This window comes from Microbacterium rhizomatis, from assembly GCF_008710745.1.
In the GTDB taxonomy this organism is placed as follows: domain Bacteria; phylum Actinomycetota; class Actinomycetes; order Actinomycetales; family Microbacteriaceae; genus Microbacterium; species Microbacterium rhizomatis.
Window position 1 is genome coordinate 290,357 of the sequence record NZ_VYSA01000003.1, and the last position, 18,364, is coordinate 308,720.

The 18,364-nt window shown below is 69.2% G+C and carries 17 protein-coding genes; 7 read left to right on the top strand and 10 right to left on the bottom strand.

Annotation, left to right across the window (positions count from 1 at the left end):
* The first annotated feature begins 3 nt into the window (after positions 1–3).
* Positions 4–903, top strand: a complete 900-nt coding sequence (locus F6B43_RS15205; RefSeq protein ID WP_170285680.1) for a glycosyltransferase family 2 protein — start codon at positions 4–6, stop codon at positions 901–903.
* A gap of 1 nt (position 904) precedes the next feature.
* Complete coding sequence (locus F6B43_RS15210) at positions 905–2,128, top strand: glycosyltransferase family 4 protein (RefSeq protein ID WP_150449835.1); 1,224 nt, start codon at positions 905–907, stop codon at positions 2,126–2,128.
* Here F6B43_RS15210 and F6B43_RS15215 read toward each other — a convergent pair.
* Positions 2,103–3,704, bottom strand: a complete 1,602-nt coding sequence (locus tag F6B43_RS15215; RefSeq protein WP_150449836.1) for a DUF4082 domain-containing protein — start codon at positions 3,702–3,704, stop codon at positions 2,103–2,105. The genes F6B43_RS15210 and F6B43_RS15215 overlap by 26 nt on opposite strands.
* A 187-nt stretch (positions 3,705–3,891) precedes the next feature.
* Here F6B43_RS15215 and F6B43_RS15220 point away from each other — a divergent pair, with 187 nt between their 5' ends.
* Entirely contained in the window at positions 3,892–4,320 is a 429-nt protein-coding gene (locus F6B43_RS15220) for a VanZ family protein (RefSeq protein WP_150449837.1), read from the top strand.
* 4 nt (positions 4,321–4,324) lie between these two features.
* On the opposite strand, the gene F6B43_RS15225 is transcribed toward F6B43_RS15220, so the two are convergent.
* Genes F6B43_RS15225 through F6B43_RS15235 form a run of 3 tightly spaced genes read right to left on the bottom strand, consistent with a single transcriptional unit; the run spans position 4,325 to position 7,414 of the window.
* Positions 4,325–5,344, bottom strand: a complete 1,020-nt coding sequence (locus F6B43_RS15225) for a PD40 domain-containing protein (protein WP_170285682.1) — start codon at positions 5,342–5,344, stop codon at positions 4,325–4,327.
* The gene (locus F6B43_RS15230; RefSeq protein ID WP_246159990.1) at positions 5,341–6,699 is read right to left on the bottom strand and encodes an MFS transporter; all 1,359 of its coding nucleotides are present in this window, start codon (positions 6,697–6,699) and stop codon (positions 5,341–5,343) included. Before F6B43_RS15230 ends, F6B43_RS15225 begins: the two co-directional genes overlap by 4 nt.
* Position 6,700: 1 nt before the next feature.
* Positions 6,701–7,414 (bottom strand): hypothetical protein, encoded by a 714-nt coding sequence (locus F6B43_RS15235; RefSeq protein WP_150449839.1) that lies wholly within the window; start codon positions 7,412–7,414, stop codon positions 6,701–6,703.
* A 98-nt stretch (positions 7,415–7,512) separates the two neighbouring features.
* Between F6B43_RS15235 and F6B43_RS15240 the strand changes: the two genes are divergently transcribed.
* Positions 7,513–8,379: a hypothetical protein gene (locus F6B43_RS15240; protein ID WP_211368160.1), complete on the top strand. Its 867-nt coding sequence runs from the start codon at positions 7,513–7,515 to the stop codon at positions 8,377–8,379.
* A gap of 15 nt (positions 8,380–8,394) precedes the next feature.
* Here F6B43_RS15240 and F6B43_RS15245 read toward each other — a convergent pair whose 3' ends face one another.
* From F6B43_RS15245 to F6B43_RS15265, 5 genes are all read right to left on the bottom strand, one after another.
* Positions 8,395–9,048 carry a polysaccharide deacetylase family protein gene (locus F6B43_RS15245; RefSeq protein ID WP_211368161.1) on the bottom strand — a complete coding sequence of 218 codons (654 nt, stop codon included), beginning with the start codon at positions 9,046–9,048 and terminating at the stop codon, positions 8,395–8,397.
* Complete coding sequence (locus F6B43_RS15250) at positions 9,045–9,953, bottom strand: glycosyltransferase family 2 protein (RefSeq protein WP_150449840.1); 909 nt, start codon at positions 9,951–9,953, stop codon at positions 9,045–9,047. The genes F6B43_RS15245 and F6B43_RS15250 overlap by 4 nt, the downstream gene beginning before the upstream one ends.
* Before the next feature lie 33 nt (positions 9,954–9,986).
* Positions 9,987–11,432 (bottom strand): glycosyltransferase family 4 protein, encoded by a 1,446-nt coding sequence (locus F6B43_RS15255; protein ID WP_246159991.1) that lies wholly within the window; start codon positions 11,430–11,432, stop codon positions 9,987–9,989.
* 186 nt (positions 11,433–11,618) lie between these two features.
* Positions 11,619–13,178, bottom strand: a complete 1,560-nt coding sequence (locus tag F6B43_RS15260) for a sugar transferase (RefSeq protein WP_150449841.1) — start codon at positions 13,176–13,178, stop codon at positions 11,619–11,621.
* 266 nt (positions 13,179–13,444) lie between these two features.
* The gene (locus F6B43_RS15265; RefSeq protein ID WP_150449842.1) at positions 13,445–14,614 is read right to left on the bottom strand and encodes a polysaccharide deacetylase family protein; all 1,170 of its coding nucleotides are present in this window, start codon (positions 14,612–14,614) and stop codon (positions 13,445–13,447) included.
* Between the two features lie 123 nt (positions 14,615–14,737).
* On the opposite strand from F6B43_RS15265, the gene F6B43_RS15270 reads away from it, so the two are divergent.
* Together F6B43_RS15270 and F6B43_RS15275 are read left to right on the top strand one after the other, a co-directional pair.
* The gene (locus F6B43_RS15270) at positions 14,738–15,259 is read left to right on the top strand and encodes a glycine cleavage system transcriptional repressor (RefSeq protein WP_150449843.1); all 522 of its coding nucleotides are present in this window, start codon (positions 14,738–14,740) and stop codon (positions 15,257–15,259) included.
* 82 nt (positions 15,260–15,341) lie between these two features.
* The gene (locus tag F6B43_RS15275; protein WP_150449844.1) at positions 15,342–15,938 is read left to right on the top strand and encodes a TMEM175 family protein; all 597 of its coding nucleotides are present in this window, start codon (positions 15,342–15,344) and stop codon (positions 15,936–15,938) included.
* Between the two features lie 66 nt (positions 15,939–16,004).
* Here the strand turns inward: F6B43_RS15275 and F6B43_RS15280 are convergent, their stop codons facing one another.
* The gene (locus tag F6B43_RS15280; RefSeq protein WP_150449845.1) at positions 16,005–16,682 is read right to left on the bottom strand and encodes a TetR/AcrR family transcriptional regulator; all 678 of its coding nucleotides are present in this window, start codon (positions 16,680–16,682) and stop codon (positions 16,005–16,007) included.
* A gap of 99 nt (positions 16,683–16,781) precedes the next feature.
* Between F6B43_RS15280 and F6B43_RS15285 the strand changes: the two genes are divergently transcribed.
* The gene (locus F6B43_RS15285; protein WP_150449846.1) at positions 16,782–18,284 is read left to right on the top strand and encodes an MFS transporter; all 1,503 of its coding nucleotides are present in this window, start codon (positions 16,782–16,784) and stop codon (positions 18,282–18,284) included.
* The last annotated feature ends 80 nt before the right edge of the window (positions 18,285–18,364 follow it).

Sequence of the window (18,364 nt, forward strand, 5' to 3'; positions counted from 1 at the left end):
CCCATGTCTGGGGACGTCGCGGCGGTGGTTGTCACGTACAACAGTGCTGACCACGTCACGTCACTGCTCGACAGCCTTCCCGCGGCCTTCGGAGACCTGAGCTACTCGGTCGTCGTCGTCGACAACGGCTCGACGGACGACACGCTCGCGATTCTCGACGCCCGCGACGACTGCATCGTCGTGCGTTCGGGCAACGTGGGGTACGCGGGTGGGATGAACCGCGCGGTTGCGGAATCGCCCGAGGCGGCCGCGGTTCTCATCCTGAACCCGGATGCGGTGCTCGACCCTGGTTCCGTCCCCGTCATGATGCACGTCCTGTCGAAGGACGGCGTCGGGATCGTCGCGCCTCGCACGCGCGAGGCGGACGGCAGTCTCTCACCGACCCTCCGCCGCGCGCCCACCCTCGGACGCGTCGGAGGCCTGAGCTTCACCGGGCTGCCGATGTTCACCGAGCGCGTCGAAGACCCGCGCGAGTACGTGCACGAGCACGAGGTCGACTGGGCGGTCGGGGCCGTCCTCCTGGTGGACGGCGAGTGCTACCGGACCCTGCGCGGCATGGACGAGTCGTTCTTCCTGTACTCCGAAGAGACCGAGTTCAGCATCCGCGCCCGTGACCTGGGCTGGGCGACGGTCTACACGCCCGACGCCGGTGCGATGCACGTCGGTGGCGGGTCGGGCGAGAGCGCGGCCACGCACACCATGAAGGTCGTGAACAGGGTCCGTCTCTACCGGCGGCTCACCGGACCGATTCGCGGTGCGACCTATTTCTGGATGACCGTGCTCGTCGAGGTCCGTCGCGGCATCCTCGGCCATCGGAAGTCGTGGCCCACCGTCCGCGCACTGCTGCAGCCTTCACGGCGCCCGGCAGCGCTGGGCGCCGGCGAATCGCTGATCCCCGCCTGAGATGGGCGTCGTCCGCACGGTGCTGGTCATCGCCCCGGCCAGCGACGGCCAGGATGTCGGCGAGGCATGGCTCGCGCATCAGTGGGTCTCGCTCCTCGCCGAGCGCTATGAGGTGACTCTCCTCACCACGTTCAAGAAGGGCCACCTCCCCGAGTCGCAGCAGCTGACCGGCGTTCGTGTCATCGAGTGGAGCGAGCCTCCGCTGATCGGCAGGTTCGAACGGCTCAACAGCCTGATGCAGCCGGGCTACATCCCCTTCTACACGCGTGCCCGAAGGTGGATCAAGAACCGCGTGAAGGCGGGGGAGACGTTCGACGTCATCCACCAGGTCGTGCCCGTCGCGATGCGATACCCGTCGCCGGGCGCGGGCCTCGGCATCCCCCTCGTGATCGGACCGGTCGGCGGAAGCCTCGAATCTCCGCCTGCGTTCGTGCCGGAGGAGGGTGCGACGCCCTGGTGGCAGCGACTGCGAAAGCTCGACGGGTGGCGGCTCCGGCACGATCGTCTGCTGCGGTCGAGCTTCGAGTCGGCGGACTGCGTCGTCGGAATCGCCCCCTACGTCGAAGACCTCCTCGGTGACCTCTCGCTTCGCCGTTTCGTCGCGATGGGGGACGTCGCCACGGACGAGGTGCACGACGTCGTCGGCCGGACCGAGCGGACGGGTCCGGTTCGGCTTCTGCACGTCGGGCGTACGGTGCGGACAAAGGGTCTGCGTGACACCATCCGCGCGATGGCGCGGGTGCGCGACCTCGACGTGGTGCTGGACGTGCTCGGCGACGGAAACGACCGCGACGCCTGCAGTGCGCTGATCGAGGAACTCGGGCTCGGCGACCGGGTCGTGCTGCACGGTGCCGTTCCACGGGCAGCCGTCGATGAGTTCTACCGGGCCGCAGACGTGTTCGTGTTCCCCAGCTATCGCGAGCCGGGCGGGAGCGTCGTGCTCGAAGCCATGTCGTTCGGGCTGCCGCTCATCGTCGTCGACCGCGGCGGACCGGCCGCGGCCGTCGACGACTCCTGCGCGCTGCTGCTCGACGCGCAGTCTCCGGCCCAGCTGGCCGAAGACCTCGCCGCCGCGATCCGCCGTCTCGTGGAAGATCCCGCGCTGCGACTCCGGATGGGAGCCGCAGCGCGGGATCGGGTTCTTGCCACGCACCTCTGGTCGAAACGCGTCGACCAGATGGGTGCGGTCTACGAGGCGGTCAGTTCCCCACCCCGCCGCAGCTGAGGCTGCGGACGACCGACGGCTGCCCGGCGGCGTTGAGGGTCACCGCGTTGGCGTTCCACTGCGTGAGCGCTGCGCAGTTGACGTCGACGGGGCCGTAACCCCAGCCGCGGTCGACGATGTTCAGATTGCGCACCGTCCCCGGCATCCCATTGCGGAACGAGTAGCCGCCGCCCTGGAGGAGCAGGCCGTCCACGTCGACCCGGGTGTTGCCCTGGCCGCTCGGGTAGAAGAACGGCGCGGTGCCACCGCAGTTCGAGCGCTCCACCATGACGATCGTGGTGTTGCGGACGGTGAGCGCTCCGCCGTCGTAACCCTGGATGCCGTCGCCGTGCCAGTCGGTGCACGAATCCGGCGCGGTCACGCGGATGAAGGAGTTCTCGACCGTGACGCCGCCGCAACCCCATGAGTTGCCGCCGACGCGCAGGCCTTCGGGGACGCCATCGATCTTGACGTTGCGGATCGTGTAGCCGCCCGGTCCGATGACGGACACGTCCTTATCGCTCGTGGGCCCGTTCGCGACGAAGTTCGAGTTCTCGATCACGAGGCCGTTCTTGCACCCGTTCGCGTCCGTGATGACGTCGGTTCCGACGGCTTCGATGCGACGCAGCGTCACGTTGGGCGCATCCACGTAGATGGTGCCGTTCGTGACCCTGAGGTCTTCGATCACCGCGCCGGCTGTACGCACCCAGTAGTCACCCGAGACCTGCGTCTTGGGTGCCCAACCGGCCGGCAGGCCGGCGGAGGATGCTGTCGGGTATCCGCCCTGTGCCGGCTGTGTGGGGGTCGGCGTCGGCGTCGGGGTGGGCGTCACCGTCGGGGTGGGCGTCGGAGTCGGAGTCGGCTTCGGCGTCACCGTCGGCGTGGGGGTGGGCGTCGGAGTCGGCTTGGGGGTTGCCGTCGCCGTGGGCGTGGGCGTGGGCGTGGGCGTGGGCTTCTGCGTCGCGGTGGGGGTCGGCGTCGGCTGAGCACCGACGCTGGTGCCCACCTGGTACACGATGTCGGCGAGATAGTTCGAGCCGGCGTACGTCGAGGTGGGGAACGTGATCTTGGATCCGTAGGCGTAGACGCCCGCTCCGGCCTTCAGGGCGAAGCCGTTCTGCGACCGGCTCGACGTGAGGTCGCGCTCGGTGACGGCGTATCCGCCGCGAGGCGCGTGGTACGAGACGACATAGGTCTTCCCGGCGGTGAGCGCGACGGCGGACGTGAGCGGCACGGTGCGCCATCCGACCGTGGTGCTGGGCGCGAAGGTGGACCTGGCCAGCACCTTGCCGTCGGACGACCACAGGGTCGCCGTGGTGACGCCGGTGGCGCCGCGGCTCTGGTAATACTGCAGCGCCGTGACCGCCCCCGACTTCTCGGGCGCGAAGCGCACGCCGAGCTCGACGGACGAGGTGTCGGGATCTGTGGCGACCTTGGGGGCCAGGTCGTCGGCGAAGATGCCGGTCGCAGTCGGCGCCGCAACGGCGGGGACGACGGCGAATCCGGTGAAGGCAATGGCAACAGCCGCCACGATGGCGGCGGTGAGCTTCATTTGATTGCGGTGGCGGGCACGGGCATGGAGCTCTCGGCGGGTCATATCAATCCTGGGGGAGACGAGTATTCGGTTAATGGAAGTATCACCCAATCGTGACGATTCGATGTGTGTAATGAGAGAAGCCTCACAGAGGATTCGCCGTCCGGTAATCTTCGGGAAACAAGCCAGTGGCCGTGCCTGCGCCCTCTCCAAGGGTCCCGGCGGAGCCTGATTCGGATGGGCGGCGGGCGTGCGGCAACGGGGATGGGTGCTGATCGGCCTGGGTGTCTACGGGGTCATCATCGTCGCGCTGCTGCTCGCACCCGTGTCTGTCACCGGCATCCTCAACGTCCTCTCCGGCTGGATGCGCGATGACCTGGGGATCACCACGTTCGGCTCGGGGTGGATCGAATTCGGCGCCAACATCCTCGCTTTCGTGCCGCTGGGCTTCCTCCTCACGCTCCTGCTGCCGAGGCCCTGGCAGGGCTTCCTGCTCGCGCTCGGGCTCTCCGTCGGGGCCGAGCTCGCGCAGATCGTCATCCCCTCGCGCCAGGCGAGCCTGCGCGATGTGCTCGCCAATGCGCTCGGCGCCGCGATCGGTGCGGCGCTGGCCTGGCTGATCGTGTTGCGCCGACGCCGCAGGGCGGATGCCGCGGCATCCGCCCCCTCCGTACCCTGAGGCCTCATCGCGCCCGCACCACCGACGGTGACCACGCGTGCTCGATGAACACCGCGGGAGCGCCCGACCCGTCGGCGGCGAGCCGCCACACGTCGGAGTCTCCGGCGACGCCGTCGCGCGGCATCCCGTACAGGATCGTGCTGTCATCGAGCCATTCGATCTGGTCGTCGATGCTGCGGTCCTCGGGGAGAAGGCTGATCGCGCCGCTGCCGAGGTCGAGCACGGCGGGGGTCCAGTGCGTCGTCGCGTCCGTGCCCGCGGTGACGCGCTTGAACGCGATGCGCGTGCCGTCGGGGGAGAGGGACGGGCACTCGACGCCCTCGGCGACGGAGGTGAGGGTCCGCGCCGCGATGTCGCCCTTCACGAGATAGGTCTTGCCGCCGGTTCCGGCTGTCGCGTAGAAGACGTTGTCGTCGACGAACGTGACACCCCAGAGGTTGCGGTCCACCGGGGCGACCTGGGCGCCGTCGATGATGAGGGCGAACTGCTCGAGGTTGCCGATGCTGTCGCCGTTCGCGCGCCGGATCAGCGTTTCGGTCGAGAAGCCCACGGTGGCGTAGGAATGACCCGTCACGAAGGCCGTCGTGGCAACGAGCGACCCATCGGGCGAGAATCGCGTGCGGCTCGGGACGCCGGGGATGGGCCACTGTGCGATCGTCTGACCGTCCAGCCCGTACACCGTGCCGGTGTAGCTCGGCACGATGCCTCGTTCGCTGCGGAGGCAGACGAACTCGGTGGGCGTCGCGTCCACCCGATCGCACGCGGTCGACGTGAGGGCGCGCGGGCCCGCGGGCTCGCCGAGGGGCACGCTCGCGACGAGGCCGTACCCCTGGCCGATCGCCGTGTTGCGGAAGACGATGCTGTCGCTCGTCCCCCAGCCGGAGGCGCCGCCGGTTTCCACGCCGCTGGGCGCGCTCGCGCGAGCCTGGTACTGAACCCACGCGTAGGCCGCCACGCCCCCGACTGCGACGAGCGCGACGAGGGCGAGCGCCGCGATCAGCAGCCACTTCGAACGGGCGGTCACGCGGTGCGTTCGCCGTGGTCGGCGAGGAACGGGCGCAGCAGGAGCGCGATGAGCGGGATGGCGACGGCCAGCAGCACGGCCACGATGATCATCGCCGGCTGGGGGCCGATCGCATACCAGAGGACGCCGAAGCCGACGGCTGAGGCGAACCGCGCGAGCGCGACGACGGTCTGCGCCGCCGCGATGCCGGTGCCGTGCGTCTCGGGGGTCGTGAGCTGCGCCGCGAGGGCGGAGAGCACTCCGTCCGTCGAGGCGTAGAAGGCCCCGAGGAAGACCAGGCACAGGATGGTCGCGGCGACGTCGGCGAGCGGAAGGGTCGCGATGACGTAGGCGGCGACCAGCGCGACGTGCCCGAAGACGAAGACCCGCGCCCGGCCGACCCGGTCCGCGAGGCGCCCGAGCGGTATCGCGAAGGCGAGGAAGGCGACGTTCGTGCCGACGTAGAGCAGCGGGAACCACTGCGCGGCGAAGTCGCTGCGCGCCTGCAGGAACAGGTAGATGAAGCCGTCGCCGATCGTGAGGAGGCCCAGGATGCCGGCGGCGGCGAGCACTCGACGCATCGGACCGGTCGTGACGACGGACCAGTCGAACTTCTTGCGCGGTGTTGCGAGCGCGGCGGGCGCGGCGGCTGCGGCGTCGGCATCGTCATCGGAAGAAGCGGATGCTGCGGCATCCGCTCCCGTCGTCTCGGTCTCCGCCGTGCCACGGTCCGTCCGCACATTGGGGACGACGATGCCGAGGATCGCGACGCCGAGCAGGGCGAACGCCAGCGATGCCACGAAGATCACGTGGTAGCCGTCGGGGATGAGCAGCAGGATGAAGAACGCGATCAGGGGTCCGACGGCGGCCCCGATGTTGTCGAGGGTCCGGTGCACGCCGAACGACGTGCCGAGGTTGTCTGGCCGGGAGGCCGCGGTGATGAGAGAGTCGCGCGGCGCCGTGCGCACCCCCTTGCCGATCCGATCGGCAGTGATCACGGCGGTGAGGGCGACGAAACCCGAGGCGAACAGCAGGCCGATGCGAGCGATCGCGGCTAGTCCGTAGCCGATGAATGCGACCCACTTGGGCTGGTGCACCCGATCGGACGCGTAGCCGCCGGCGATCCGGACCAGGGCGCTGACACCCTGGTAGATCCCGTCGAGGAAACCGAACGCGATGGTCCCGAGGCCGAGCACTCCGGTGATGTACAGCGGGAGGATCGCCGCGACCGATTCGGACGAGATGTCGGTGAGCATCGACACGATGCCGAGAGTGACGACGGTGGATGAGACGGTGCGGATGCCGGGGCGCGCGGGCTTGCCGATACCTGCAGGCGCTTCGTCGGGCTCAGGGGTGTTGGAGAGGGAGATGTACACGTCAGGAAGCCCGGAAGATGCCGAAGACGGTGTACCGGGTTCCCGTTCCCCCTACGGTCGTCGAGACCGTGAGCGACTCGAGCGGGCCGGTGAAGCTGAGCGATCCGTCCGAAGTGGTTCCCGCGTTCGTCAATCCGAGGCCCGACCACAGCTCGGTGTAGTGCGCGCGGACGTCGTCGGGCGAGGCATCCGTTCGACCGACGAGGGTCACCTGCATGACATTGCCCTCGGTAGCGATCGCGCTCTGCAGGATGTCGGATGCCGGTGCCGGACCCATCACCTGCTCCGGAAATCCGGGAACGAGCGAGAAGTCGGCCGTCGCCGATTCCGGGTACGGCGGTGCGATCAGCGGTGTCGGCGGCGCGGAACTCGGCGCCGCGACCGGCGGCAGCGTCGCGTCGGGGACCGCGGTCGGAGGCAGCACTTCGCTGCCGGCGGTCGGTGTCGCCCCGGGCGCCGGGCCGGCCGTCGTGGCCTGCGCGGTGCCCGGTGAGCCCGCAGAACCGGTCGAGCCGGGGGCGCCGCCCGACGCCATCAGCCATACCGTGACGCCGATGCCGACGAGCACGATCGCGAGCACTCCGAGCAGAGCCCACCGCATCGCCGGTGTCGTCGATCGCACCCGCTCTCGCGTCGGAGCGGACTCGCCGGCGGACTCGCCGCCGGTCGCCGGTGCACGCCCATCCTCCGCCGGCTCCGCCTCGTCCTGTGTCATGGCAGCCGCACCCCGTCTGTCATGCGCCCCCGCGCAGTCGTCCGAACCCCCACGATACTCGCGCAGCCGCGGGTCGCCGTACCGTACGATACGGCGAGATGGACAGTGAAAAGGTCGAGCTGCGGCCGATCCTCGAGGCCGACCGCGGCGAGGCAGCGGTGTTCCTGCACGAGTGCCTGAACGACCGCCTCTCGGTCGCGGACTGGATGCGGCTGCTCTCGCCGCCGTGGCCGGCCGAGGCCCCGAACAGCGGATTCCTGCTGCGCGCCGGCGAGCGCATCGTCGGCGTCTACGCCGCGGTGTACTCCGAGCGCGAGATCGACGGTGAGCGTCTGCGGTTCTGCAACCTGGCCGCCTTCTGCGTTCTCGACGAGTATCGGGCGCACAGCTTCCGTCTGCTCCGCGCGGTCCTCGGGCAGAAGGGCTTCGAATTCACCGACCTCTCGCCGAGCGGCAATGTGGTCGCCCTCAATGAGCGGATGGGCTTCGAACGGCTCGACACCCGCACGACGCTCGCTCTCAACCTTCCTGCCATCGGCGCGGGAGGGGTCTCGCTGTCCGGTGACCCCGCGGCCCTCCGCGCGACGCTGGAGGGGGCGGATGCCGCGATCTACCGCGATCATCGGGATGCTGCGGCCGCCCGGCACCTCGTCGTCACGGCCGGCGACGAGTACGCCTACCTCGTCTTCCGCAAGGACCGGCGCAAGGGCATCCCGGTGTTCGCGACGCCCCTGTACGTCGGGGGCAGCCGCACGCTCCTGCGGTCCGCCTGGCCTCGCGTCGCCGGGCACCTGCTGCTCCGGCACGGACTGCTCGCGACGCTGGCCGAGGAGCAGATCCTTGGTTTCCGGCCCCGCGCCGGCCGGCCGCTCGCCGCCCCGCGGGCCAAGATGTTCCGCAGCAAGACCCTCGGCGCGCCGTCGATCGACTATCTCTACAGCGAGCTGACGCTGATCGAGTGGTGAGGCATCCACAGAGTCCTACCGCACGCGTTTGATGGCGCTCTTCATGACTCTGCACCCGTCCTGCAGGCCGGGCTTGCGTGTGAGCAGCGCCCGGATCGACTCCCGCGAGTCGTCGGCCGTGACGCTGTAGCGGGCCTGGAACCAAGAGCCGGCGCGTGCAGGAAAGCGGTCGCTGGAGTAGACCGTCGAGTACCCGGCGCCCTTGAGCCGCTGGACGAGGAGCCGGTCGTAGCGGCCGAGGGGCATGGCGGCTTCGACCACGCGCTCTCCGCTCGCCTCCGATAGGACCGCGCGGGCATCGACGAGCTCTCGCCGTGCGTCGTCGTTGCTCATCCCGCGCCACGGGATGTGCTCCCACCCGTGGCTGCCGATCTGCATTCCGGCGCTGCGCAGCAGACGCAGATCCGACGGGCTGAGGCTGGACGAGTCCTGCAGGCGCCCGGCGAGCGCGAAGAATGTGCCGCGGATGCCGCGCTCCTGCATCGCCGGAAGCGCGAGCGCGACGTCCGACACGTTGCCGTCGTCGAAGCTGACTCTGACGTCGTCGCGTCCGGCGATCTCGTCGAGGATGCGCAGGAAGTGCGACTCGCGCACCCAGTAGCGCGCCTCGCCCTCCTCGCGTTCGCGGACGCACGTCCCGATGCCGTGGAAGCAGATGTTGCGGATCACGCGGGACTTCTCCGTCCGACCGTGGCGGCGCGCTCGCGTGTGCTTTCGTCCCTGCCCCAGGCGGCCTGGCCTGTGCCGGCGCGCCGTGCCCGGCGCGAGGCGACCAGGGTGATCGTCGCGTAGGCGACGGCCGCGGCCCAGAGCTTGGGGTGGGGAAGCGCGACGCGCAGCCATGCCCGGCGATCGGCGGGACGCACATCCAGATCGATCTCACCCGCCGCGGCGGCGGCGCGCATCTGGGCGTTGCCGCGGCGCACGCGCACGAGCCGGTTCAGCAGCTCGCGGGTCGTGTACGGCGCCTCCACGACGACGGTGACGTCGTCGACCTGCGCCTTCTCGGACTCGTCGAACTGCGAATCGAGGAAGAGATCGTCGGCGACCATCGCGGGGAACGCGCCGAAGCGACTCCGGCCCTCGGCCGAGAGCACGATGAGCCCGCGTCCGAAGAGGCCGGCGCGGAACGCGGGCAGGCGCTCGTTGATCGAGAAGTAGGCGCGCACGGGCCACTGCCGTCCCGCCGTCTCGAGACGCCGAGCCGGGACGACGGCCGCGACGCTGGGCTCGACGGCGAGTCGCCGCACGAGGGCCGCGACACCGCCGTCGGGGACGACGATGTCGGCGTCGAGGTAGATGCGCGTCGAGCTCGGCGCGACGGCGTCGCCCGCGTTGAGGGCTCCGGCCTTGCCGGGCTCGACGCGGTCGATCACTGTCACGCCGTAGTCGGATGCCACGTCGGCGGTGCGGTCGGAGCATCCGTTGGCGACGACGATGATGTCTCCGGCCCGCACGTCCTGGCCGAGGAGCGCCTCGAGGCAGGCGCCGATCACGCGCTCCTCATTGTGGGCGGCGATCACGAACGTCGGGCGCGCGTGAACATCGCGTGCGGCCGTGGCGGCACGGTTCACGGCAGAGTCCGGCAGTGTGGCGTGCGACACGGTTCAGTACGCGGCTTCCGTGCGGTGGACCGAGCCCGCGTGGGAGGCAGCGCCCACCGGTGACGCGACGCCGACGAGTTCGATCTGTGCGTGGTCGCGGGCGATGAGGTAACTGTAGAACGCGCGGTCGTCGGTGAGGTCGACGTAGCGCCGTCCCTGCGGGTCGACCGCGGGCAGGACCGGCGTGGTCGGCACGGCGGGCACGTCCACGTGGTGACCGGTGAGCTCGTCGAACACGCCGACGTAGGCCTCGGCCTGCGGGCGCCAGTCCATGATCTCGTGGGCGCGCTTGCGGGCCGCCCGTCCGAGCCGGGCACGCAGCACCGGGTCGTCGATGAGTCGCTCGACCTCGTCGACGAACGCCGAGAAGTCGCCCGAGGGCGCGTACAGCACCGTGTTGTCGCCGGAGACGACGGTCTCGGCGAGGTCGAACGCCACGGACGGCAGCGCGTAGGCCATGTACTCCATGGTCTTGTTCATCGTCGACACGTCGTTGAGGGGCGTGCGCGGATCGGGGCACAGGCCGATGTCGCTGCGGCTGAGGTGCTCCGCCATCTGCACGCGGTCGACGCGGCCGGTGAACGTGACGAAATCGTCCAGATGCAGGGCGGTCGCCTCGGCCTTGAGGCTCTCCAGGCAGTCTCCGAATCCGAGCAGCGTCGCGGTGACATTCGTCCGACCGCGGCGGTGGACCAGCTCATCCACGACGTGGAGCACCTGATCGACGCCGTCCTGCGGGCCCATGATGCCGACGTAGACAAGGTTCACGGTGTCGGCGGGGCGCGGGTGCTCGGGGTAGATCGGGCGCATCTGCTCGGTGTCGGGGCCGCTGCGCACGACGGTCACCTCGCTCGCATCCCGATCGCCGCGGCGTACGGCGATCGCCTTGTAGGACTCGTTCGTCGAGATGATCCGGTCAGCCGTGCGGAACGAGCGTCGCTCGAGCCAGAGCAGCGCGCGGTACTCGAGCTTCTTCAGGAAGCCCTCGGGCTCGCCGAAACGGGAGCGGAACAGCTCGGGGTTGAGGTCGTGGTGGTCGAAGACGAACTTCACGCCGGCGATCCGCCACAGGAGCGCCAGGAGCCAGTACGTGTCCGGCGGGTTGCAGGCCTGCATGACGTCGAAGCGACCACTGCGGCGACGAACGGCGAGGCTGAGCCATGCGGTGCGCACCCAGCTGTACGCGAACTCCCACGCGAACCCGGCGAGCCCCTCCGCCTCCGGGGCGGGCTTGTACTTGTAGATGTCGACGCCGTCGAGGTGCTCGAATGCGGCATCGCCCGGACCCAGGGGGCAGATGACGCTCACCTGGTAGCCGCGGGTCACCAGCGTCTGGCATTCCAGCCAGACGCGGCGGTCGAGCGGCACCGGAAGGTTCTGCACGATGATCAGGACGTGCGGACGGCTGTGCGTGGTCGAGTCGTGTGGTTCGCGGCGGGCCATGCTCATGCTCCTGTGCGTAGGTACGTCGTGCGGAACGCGCGAGCGGATGCTGCGTCGTTTCGGTGAGAGGAGGGATCCACGGCCGGGGCGATCGGCGTGGGACACGCCGTTGAAAGGGCGCCGCCGACACAAATGGGGGGTACCGCGGCCGTGGATCCGGTCTGTAGGGCGGAGTCGGTGCTCCGAGTCATGTCAGTACGCGCCCTTGGGGCGGATCATGACCTGCGCCGTGCGCCACATGATCATGAGATCGGTCATGATCGACCAGTTCTCGACGTACCGCAGGTCGAGGCGAACGCTCTCGTCCCACGAGAGGTCGCTGCGTCCGCTCACCTGCCAGAGACCGGTGATGCCCGGCTTGATGTAGAGGCGCCGATACACGGTGCCGTTGTAGGCGGTGACCTCGCGGGGGAGCGGCGGGCGCGGGCCCACAACACTCATGTCGCCGACGAGGACGTTCCAGAACTGCGGGAGCTCGTCCAGTGACAGCTTGCGCAGGATGCCGCCGATCCTCGTGATGCGCGGGTCGTGCTTGAGCTTGAAGAGCGGGCCCGCTCCCTCGTTCGCCGTCTGCAGTGCGGCGAGCTCGGCCTCGGCGGTGATGCGCATCGTGCGGAACTTGAGGATCGAGAACTCCTCGCCGTTGCGGCCGATCCGCGTCTGGCGGAAGAACACCGGACCGCGATCGTCGAGCTTGATGAGCACGGCGACCACGGCCGTCACCAGCGCGGTCGGGATCAGCGCGAGGCTCGCGAAGAGGATGTCGGTCGCGCGCTTGAGCACGTGCTTGCTCCCCTCGAACTCCGGGATGCGCACGTGGATGAGCGGCAGACCGTCGATCGGGCGCAGCGAGATGCGCGGCCCGGCCACATCCGCGAGGCGGCTCGAGAGGATGAGCTCGGCGGCGGTGCCCTCCAGCTGCCAGCTGAGCTGCTTGATGTAGTCCGGATCGTCCGTGGGACGACTGGCGACGATGACCGAGTCCGCGCCCAGCTGACGTGCGTGGGAGGCCACGGTGTTGGTGCTGCCGAGCACGGGGTGGCGGCGCCCGTCGATGATGAGGTCCGACGCCGAGTCGCCGTCATCGGTGGCTACACCGACGACGAGGTGGCCGTGGGCCCCGCTGCCCTGCAGCGTCCGGATGACGTACTCGACGTCGTCGCGCGTGCCGGCCACGATGGTGCGGGCCGCGTAGCGTCCGGCGCGACGCTGCGCGCCGAGCCAGCGCCGCCACGACCAGCGGCCCACCAGCAGGGCGAGGAGCCCCGCCGGGAGGGCGATCATGAGCTGCACGCGCGTGCCGGGTGTCTCGAAGAGCAGGAAAAGGATCGCGACGAGGCCGAAGGCGAGACCGGTCGAGTGCGCCACGCGCTTGTACTCCGTGGCGCCGGACCCGACGACCCTCGCATCGCGCGTGTGGAAGGCCCCGAGCATCACGAGCCAGGAGGCGGCGGTGAGTGCGGGAATGCCGGCGGTGGCGACGACGCCCACCGGCCCGAGGGGGTTCAGCATCACGTTGACGAACTGCGCTGCCGCCGTCACGGCGAGGACGATCAAGGCGTCCGTGACGAAGAGGCGACGCGCGTACCGCCGCTCCCACAGCCGGCGCAACTCCACCGCCGGCTGTGGGAACGGGGCGACGGACGTCGTGAGGCGAGGCTCGGATACTGCTCGTGCCCCAGACACGAGTCGGGACGGTGCGAGGGCGTCGAACGCTCCCCGTACCGTCGTCGGCGCATCGATCGCCGTCATCGTTCGCTTGCGGTTGACCGCACGCGCGCAGACGCGTCCCCAGACGTCATGACATTCCCCAGAAATGCACATTGACGAGCAAAGCTCGCCACTTCCCCAGTTTGGCTAATCGGTCCCCAGACCGATTCGGAGACGACCCCTCGTCTCCGCCGCAGTCACTCTATCCCGCCGATCCCCGAAAAGGAAAGTGCGAGTTTGCCCTGTGTCCGCAATCACCCGGGTCTGTGGCCGAATCACCCGGGTCTGTGGCCGAATCACCCGGGGATTCAGCCGATCGCGCTGATCAGAGCATCCACTCCCATGCCGTAGTTGATCCGCTGCACAGGAAGGGCGAGCTTGTCGGTGCCGATCGTGACGTAGCCCGGTTCGATCGTGCGCCCCATCTCGAAGCCGGCCTCTCTGACGCCTTCTTTCGTGACGTCGTTGTAATGGCCGAAGGGGTAGGCCACCACCTCTTTCGCGCCGAGGATCGCAGCCGACTTCTCGAGGTCGGCCGCGATGTCGGCGGCGGACGAGTTGACCATCAGGCCCTTGCCGTTGGCGCCCGCACGGTGCATGTCGTGCGTGTGGGAGCGCTGCTGGATGTACGGGGACGGCGAGGGACCGGTGCCGTCGACCGTGATGCAGAATGCGGTGGTGAGCAGCTTCTTCTCGATGGAGATGGGCATCGCCAGCTGCAGCCAGGAGACGTCGCAGTCGTCGTCGGTGATGATGACGGAGTGATTCGGGAGCGAGAGTCTGCCGTCGATGAAAGCGGCCAGTTCGGGCCAGGTGGGCAGATAGAAGCCGTTCGAGGCGATGTAGTCCATCTGCGCCTCGAAGTCGCCGATGTAGGCGTAGTTGCCGCGCAGCCAGCCGGTGACGCCGTTCGGATCGGACGTGAACTGGTGGTACATCAGGATGGGGATCCGGGTGTTGTCGGCGACGTTCTGCTCCGGCGTCTTCCACGCCGCGGTGAGGGTGATCTCGCGATCCACGCACGTCACCGCGTGCGCGCCGTTCACCCGCGCCGACGCGGTGAACGACGCGGCATCCTGCGGCGTCGAATACCACCCGGCGAACACCATTCCCGCGCGTGAGGGGATCGGCAGATGCTGATAGAGGGTGCCCTGCGACTCCAGAACGGGCGGGTCGGTGACGCCGTCGCCGCGGAAGGTGACCGCGCAAACAGCCGGGTCGCTCGTCTGCGCCAGCAGCTTCTCGGCCGGCGAGAGGGGCGGCGGAGTGGGTGCTGGCCCCTGCGTGGGCGTCGAGGTCGGCACAGCGTTCGCGGCGGGATCGATCGGGTTCGACGGCGTCGTGCGCGGCAGCAGGACGAGGCCGATGACGGCGACGACGGCGATGATCGCCACGGCGCTGGCCACGGCGGCGAGCGCACGTCGCCTCCGCCGCACGCGGGCCGACGGCCGATAGCGCGTGTGCCTCGCAGATGCCATCCTCGTCCCCCATCGATCCGCCCCCAGGCGGACCGATTCTGATCTTACGAGCAGACCTCGCTGCCGCGCGGGAGGCTGTGGAGAACGGCCCGTCATAGGGGAGGCCTCGCTACGCTGTGGCTCATGACAACACTGGTTCTGACGATCGTCGGCGACGACCGCCACGGTCTCGTGGCGGCTGTGGCGGACGCCGTCGATGCCCACGGTGGCAACTGGGAGAACAGTCAGCTCGCTGAGCTCGCCGGGGTGTTCGCGGGCATCGTCGAGGTCGCTGTGCCCGACGATCGCGTGGACGAGCTGCGGGCCGCCCTTCGCGGCATGGACGGGCTCCTGAACATCACCGCTCACCCGAGCAGCGCGGCAGCCGCTCGCGAGCGCGAGGCGTCCGCGAGGCATTTCGGCTTCCGCGTGCTCGGCAACGACCGGCCGGGAATCGTCCGCGAGGTCTCATCGACGCTCAGCGCTCAGGGCGTGAGCATCGATCGGCTGACCACGGAGACGCGCGACGCGGCCATGTCCGGCGGGCGCCTGTTCGAGGCGACGATCGCCGCCCGAGTTCCGCCCACCGTCGACATCGACGCGGTGCAGGCCGCGCTGGAGCGGCTCGCCACCGAGATCCAGGTCGACGTCACGGTCGGCGACTGATCCCGGCATCCCCTGACGGCCCGCACTTCTTCCGAACGCGATACCGAGGCGGGGACAGACGCAGTCGAAAGGCGGACACGCGATGACCAAGACGAGGTTGGAAGCGTTCAGTGACGGCGTCCTCGCGGTGGCGATCACGCTTCTCGTTCTGGATCTGCGCCTCGAACCGGAGCAGAGCGGGGGGCTGCTGGATCAGCTCGTCGCTGCGTGGCCGTCTTTCGCGGCCTACGTGGTGAGCTTCCTGGTCATCGGGGTGATCTGGGTCAACCACCATTCGATCTTCCGCCTCGCCACGACCGTCGACAGGCCGCTGTTGTTCTGGAACCTCATTCTGTTGATGTTCGTCACGACCATCCCGTTCACCACCGCAACCCTCGCCGGTGCCCTCGCTGAGGACAGCCCCGCGGATATCCGGGTCGCGGCCGTCCTGTACGGCGCGGTCTCCACCGGTTTCGCGGTCGCCTTCACCCTCGTCTACGGCCGGATCACCCTTGCCCTCGTCCGAGCTGGCTCGATGCCCGGGGCCGCACGCCGCAGCGCACTCATCCGCTTCGGCGCGGGGACTCTCTTCTACCCGCTGCTCACCGTCGTCGGGGTCATCAATGCGCCCGCCATGCTCGTCGGGTTCGCCGCCCTCAGCGTCTTCTACCTGTTCAATCAGACGGGCGCGCGAGAGTGACGGTGCGACCGGGTGAAGGCGCCGGACGGGCAACGCTGAGGACGCGCATCGCCGGTCGATCCCACGCTACGCGCCCGCTGCGGCGGGCGGCAGTCCGGCCGCCGGCAGGATGATCTCATCGATCACCCTGATCATGAACTCACGGTTCACCGGCTCGCGGAGCATGAGGGTGCGGTAAGAGACCATCGCCGGACCGATGACGCAGAGAGTCTCGATGTCGCAGCCCGCCGGGATCTCGCCGCGAGCGACCGCGCGGGCGAAGATGATGCGATTGGCCGCGGCACGCGGCTCCACCAGAGCCTCACGAGCGGCCGTGGCGAGGTCGGGGTCGCGGGCGATCATCGAGACGATTCCCGCCATGACCTTGAGCTTGCGCTCGGACTCCTGGATCGTGGGCGACTTGACCATGGCGATCAGGTCGCCGCGCAGGGTGCCCGTATCAGGCGGTGAGGTGAGGTCGCGGTCGTTGGACTTCATGCACGCGACCGCGTCGAGGACCAGCTCGGACTTGGACGACCAGCGGCGATAGAGGGTGGCCTTGCCGGCTTTGGCGCGCGCGGCGACCATGTCGATCGTCATGCCGTCGTAGCCGGTCTCCGCCAGCACTTCGAGAGCAGCATCGAGGATCTCAGGGTCGCGCGTGTGATCGCGTTTGCGCCCCAGCCGCGGCTTCGCGGTGTTCTCCGGGTCATCCTGGTCGAGAGTGTGCGAGTCGGGCGCCGTAGACAGGTCGATCTGCGTCATCGCAGCGGCCTCCTTCCGTCGTCGGCTCCACGTTACCAGCGGGTTAATTCCTGAACCATGTAGATCCGGAACTCCAGAGTACCGTATAGAGTGACGGTCATGTCTTCTTCATCCGCCCTCCCCGCGACCGACAACCGTCGCTGGATCACGCTCGTCGTGGTCGGACTCGCCCAGCTCATGGTCGTGCTCGACGCGACGGTCGTGAACATCGCTCTCCCGTCGGCTCAAGCCGACCTCGGGTTCACAGACGGCCAGCGCCAGTGGATCATCACCGCGTACTCGCTCGCCTTCGGCAGCCTGCTGCTGCTCGGCGGTCGCCTCTCCGACCTCATCGGTCGCAAGCGCACCTTCATCATCGGCCTCATCGGCTTCGCCATCGCCTCTGCCCTGGGCGGAGCGGCCGGCTCGTTCGAGCTCCTCGTCGCCGCCCGCGCGCTCCAGGGAGCGTTCGGCGCGCTGCTGGCGCCCACCGCCCTCGCCGTGCTGACCACGACATTCACGATCCCCAAAGAGCGCGCCCGCGCCTTCGGTGTCTTCGGTGCGATCGCCGGGGCGGGCGGCGCCGTGGGCCTCCTCCTCGGTGGCATCCTCACCGAGGCGCTCAACTGGCGCTGGAACCTGTACATCAACGTCTTCATCGCCGCATTCGCCATCGTCGGTGCGCTGATCTACATCCCCTTCATGGCGCGCACCGGCCCCCGTCCGAAGCTCGATGTACCCGGCACGCTCCTGGTCTCGGGAGGCCTGTTCGGTCTCGTCTTCGGCTTCTCGAACGCCGAGACCGACGGCTGGGACTCGCCGCTCACGTGGGGGATGCTGGCAGCAGCCGCCGTGCTGATCGCGGGTTTCGTGTTCTGGCAGACGCGGGCGAAGCATCCCCTTCTTCCTCTTCAGATCGTGCTGGATCGCAACCGGGGCGCGGCCTACCTGTCGGTGACGATCGCCGGAGCGGGCATGTTCGGGATCTTCCTGTTCGTCACCTATTACCTGCAGCTCACCCTGGGGTACTCGCCGATCCAGACCGGCCTCGCGTTCCTCCCGATGATCGCGATGCTCGTGCTGGCCGCGCAGCTCGGCACGAACATCTTCGTGCCCCGGTTCGGGCCGAAGGTTCTCGTGCCGACGGGGATGACGCTCGGCGTGATCGCGATGATCTGGCTCACCACCCTCGACGCATCGAGCATCTACGTGGCGAATGTGATGCCGCCGCTGATGCTCATGGGCTTCGCGATGGGCACGATCATGCCGGCATCGATGCAGACCGCGACCCTGGGCGTCGATCGGCACTTCGCGGGCGTCGCCTCGGCCATGGTCAACACCAGCCAGCAGGTGGGTGGGTCGGTGGGTACCGCCCTCCTCAACACCCTCGCGGCGACGGCGATGACCGACTACCTCGCCTCCCACGTACCGGTGACTCCGGACGTCGTGTCGTCTGCAGCGATCGCGAGCTACGCGACCGCGTACTGGTGGGGCGCGGGATTCTTCGCCCTCGGCGCGGTGGTCTCGGCGCTGCTGTTCCGCCGCCGCGGCCACGGCCTGTCGCTCTCGCACACCCCGTCCGCGCCCGGCGAGCCTGCGGCCGAGCCGGTGATCGCGCACTGACGAGCAGCATCCCGAACAGGACCGCTCCTGTCACGACACGCCCTTCCGCTCCGCGCGGGAGGGCGTGTCGCGTCGGGTGA

What these genes read in the sequence shown, in the direction of transcription:
- F6B43_RS15205 (WP_170285680.1), top strand. Translation starts at nt 4, where the DNA reads ATGTCTGGGGACGTCGCGGCGGTGGTTGTCACGTACAACAGTGCTGAC.
- F6B43_RS15210 (WP_150449835.1), top strand. Translation starts at nt 905, where the DNA reads ATGGGCGTCGTCCGCACGGTGCTGGTCATCGCCCCGGCCAGCGACGGC.
- F6B43_RS15215 (WP_150449836.1), bottom strand. Translation starts at nt 3,704, where the DNA reads ATGACCCGCCGAGAGCTCCATGCCCGTGCCCGCCACCGCAATCAAATG.
- F6B43_RS15235 (WP_150449839.1), bottom strand. Translation starts at nt 7,414, where the DNA reads ATGACACAGGACGAGGCGGAGCCGGCGGAGGATGGGCGTGCACCGGCG.
- F6B43_RS15240 (WP_211368160.1), top strand. Translation starts at nt 7,513, where the DNA reads ATGGACAGTGAAAAGGTCGAGCTGCGGCCGATCCTCGAGGCCGACCGC.
- F6B43_RS15255 (WP_246159991.1), bottom strand. Translation starts at nt 11,432, where the DNA reads ATGAGCATGGCCCGCCGCGAACCACACGACTCGACCACGCACAGCCGT.
- F6B43_RS15260 (WP_150449841.1), bottom strand. Translation starts at nt 13,178, where the DNA reads ATGACGGCGATCGATGCGCCGACGACGGTACGGGGAGCGTTCGACGCC.
- F6B43_RS15265 (WP_150449842.1), bottom strand. Translation starts at nt 14,614, where the DNA reads ATGGCATCTGCGAGGCACACGCGCTATCGGCCGTCGGCCCGCGTGCGG.
- F6B43_RS15270 (WP_150449843.1), top strand. Translation starts at nt 14,738, where the DNA reads ATGACAACACTGGTTCTGACGATCGTCGGCGACGACCGCCACGGTCTC.
- F6B43_RS15275 (WP_150449844.1), top strand. Translation starts at nt 15,342, where the DNA reads ATGACCAAGACGAGGTTGGAAGCGTTCAGTGACGGCGTCCTCGCGGTG.
- F6B43_RS15280 (WP_150449845.1), bottom strand. Translation starts at nt 16,682, where the DNA reads ATGACGCAGATCGACCTGTCTACGGCGCCCGACTCGCACACTCTCGAC.
- F6B43_RS15285 (WP_150449846.1), top strand. Translation starts at nt 16,782, where the DNA reads ATGTCTTCTTCATCCGCCCTCCCCGCGACCGACAACCGTCGCTGGATC.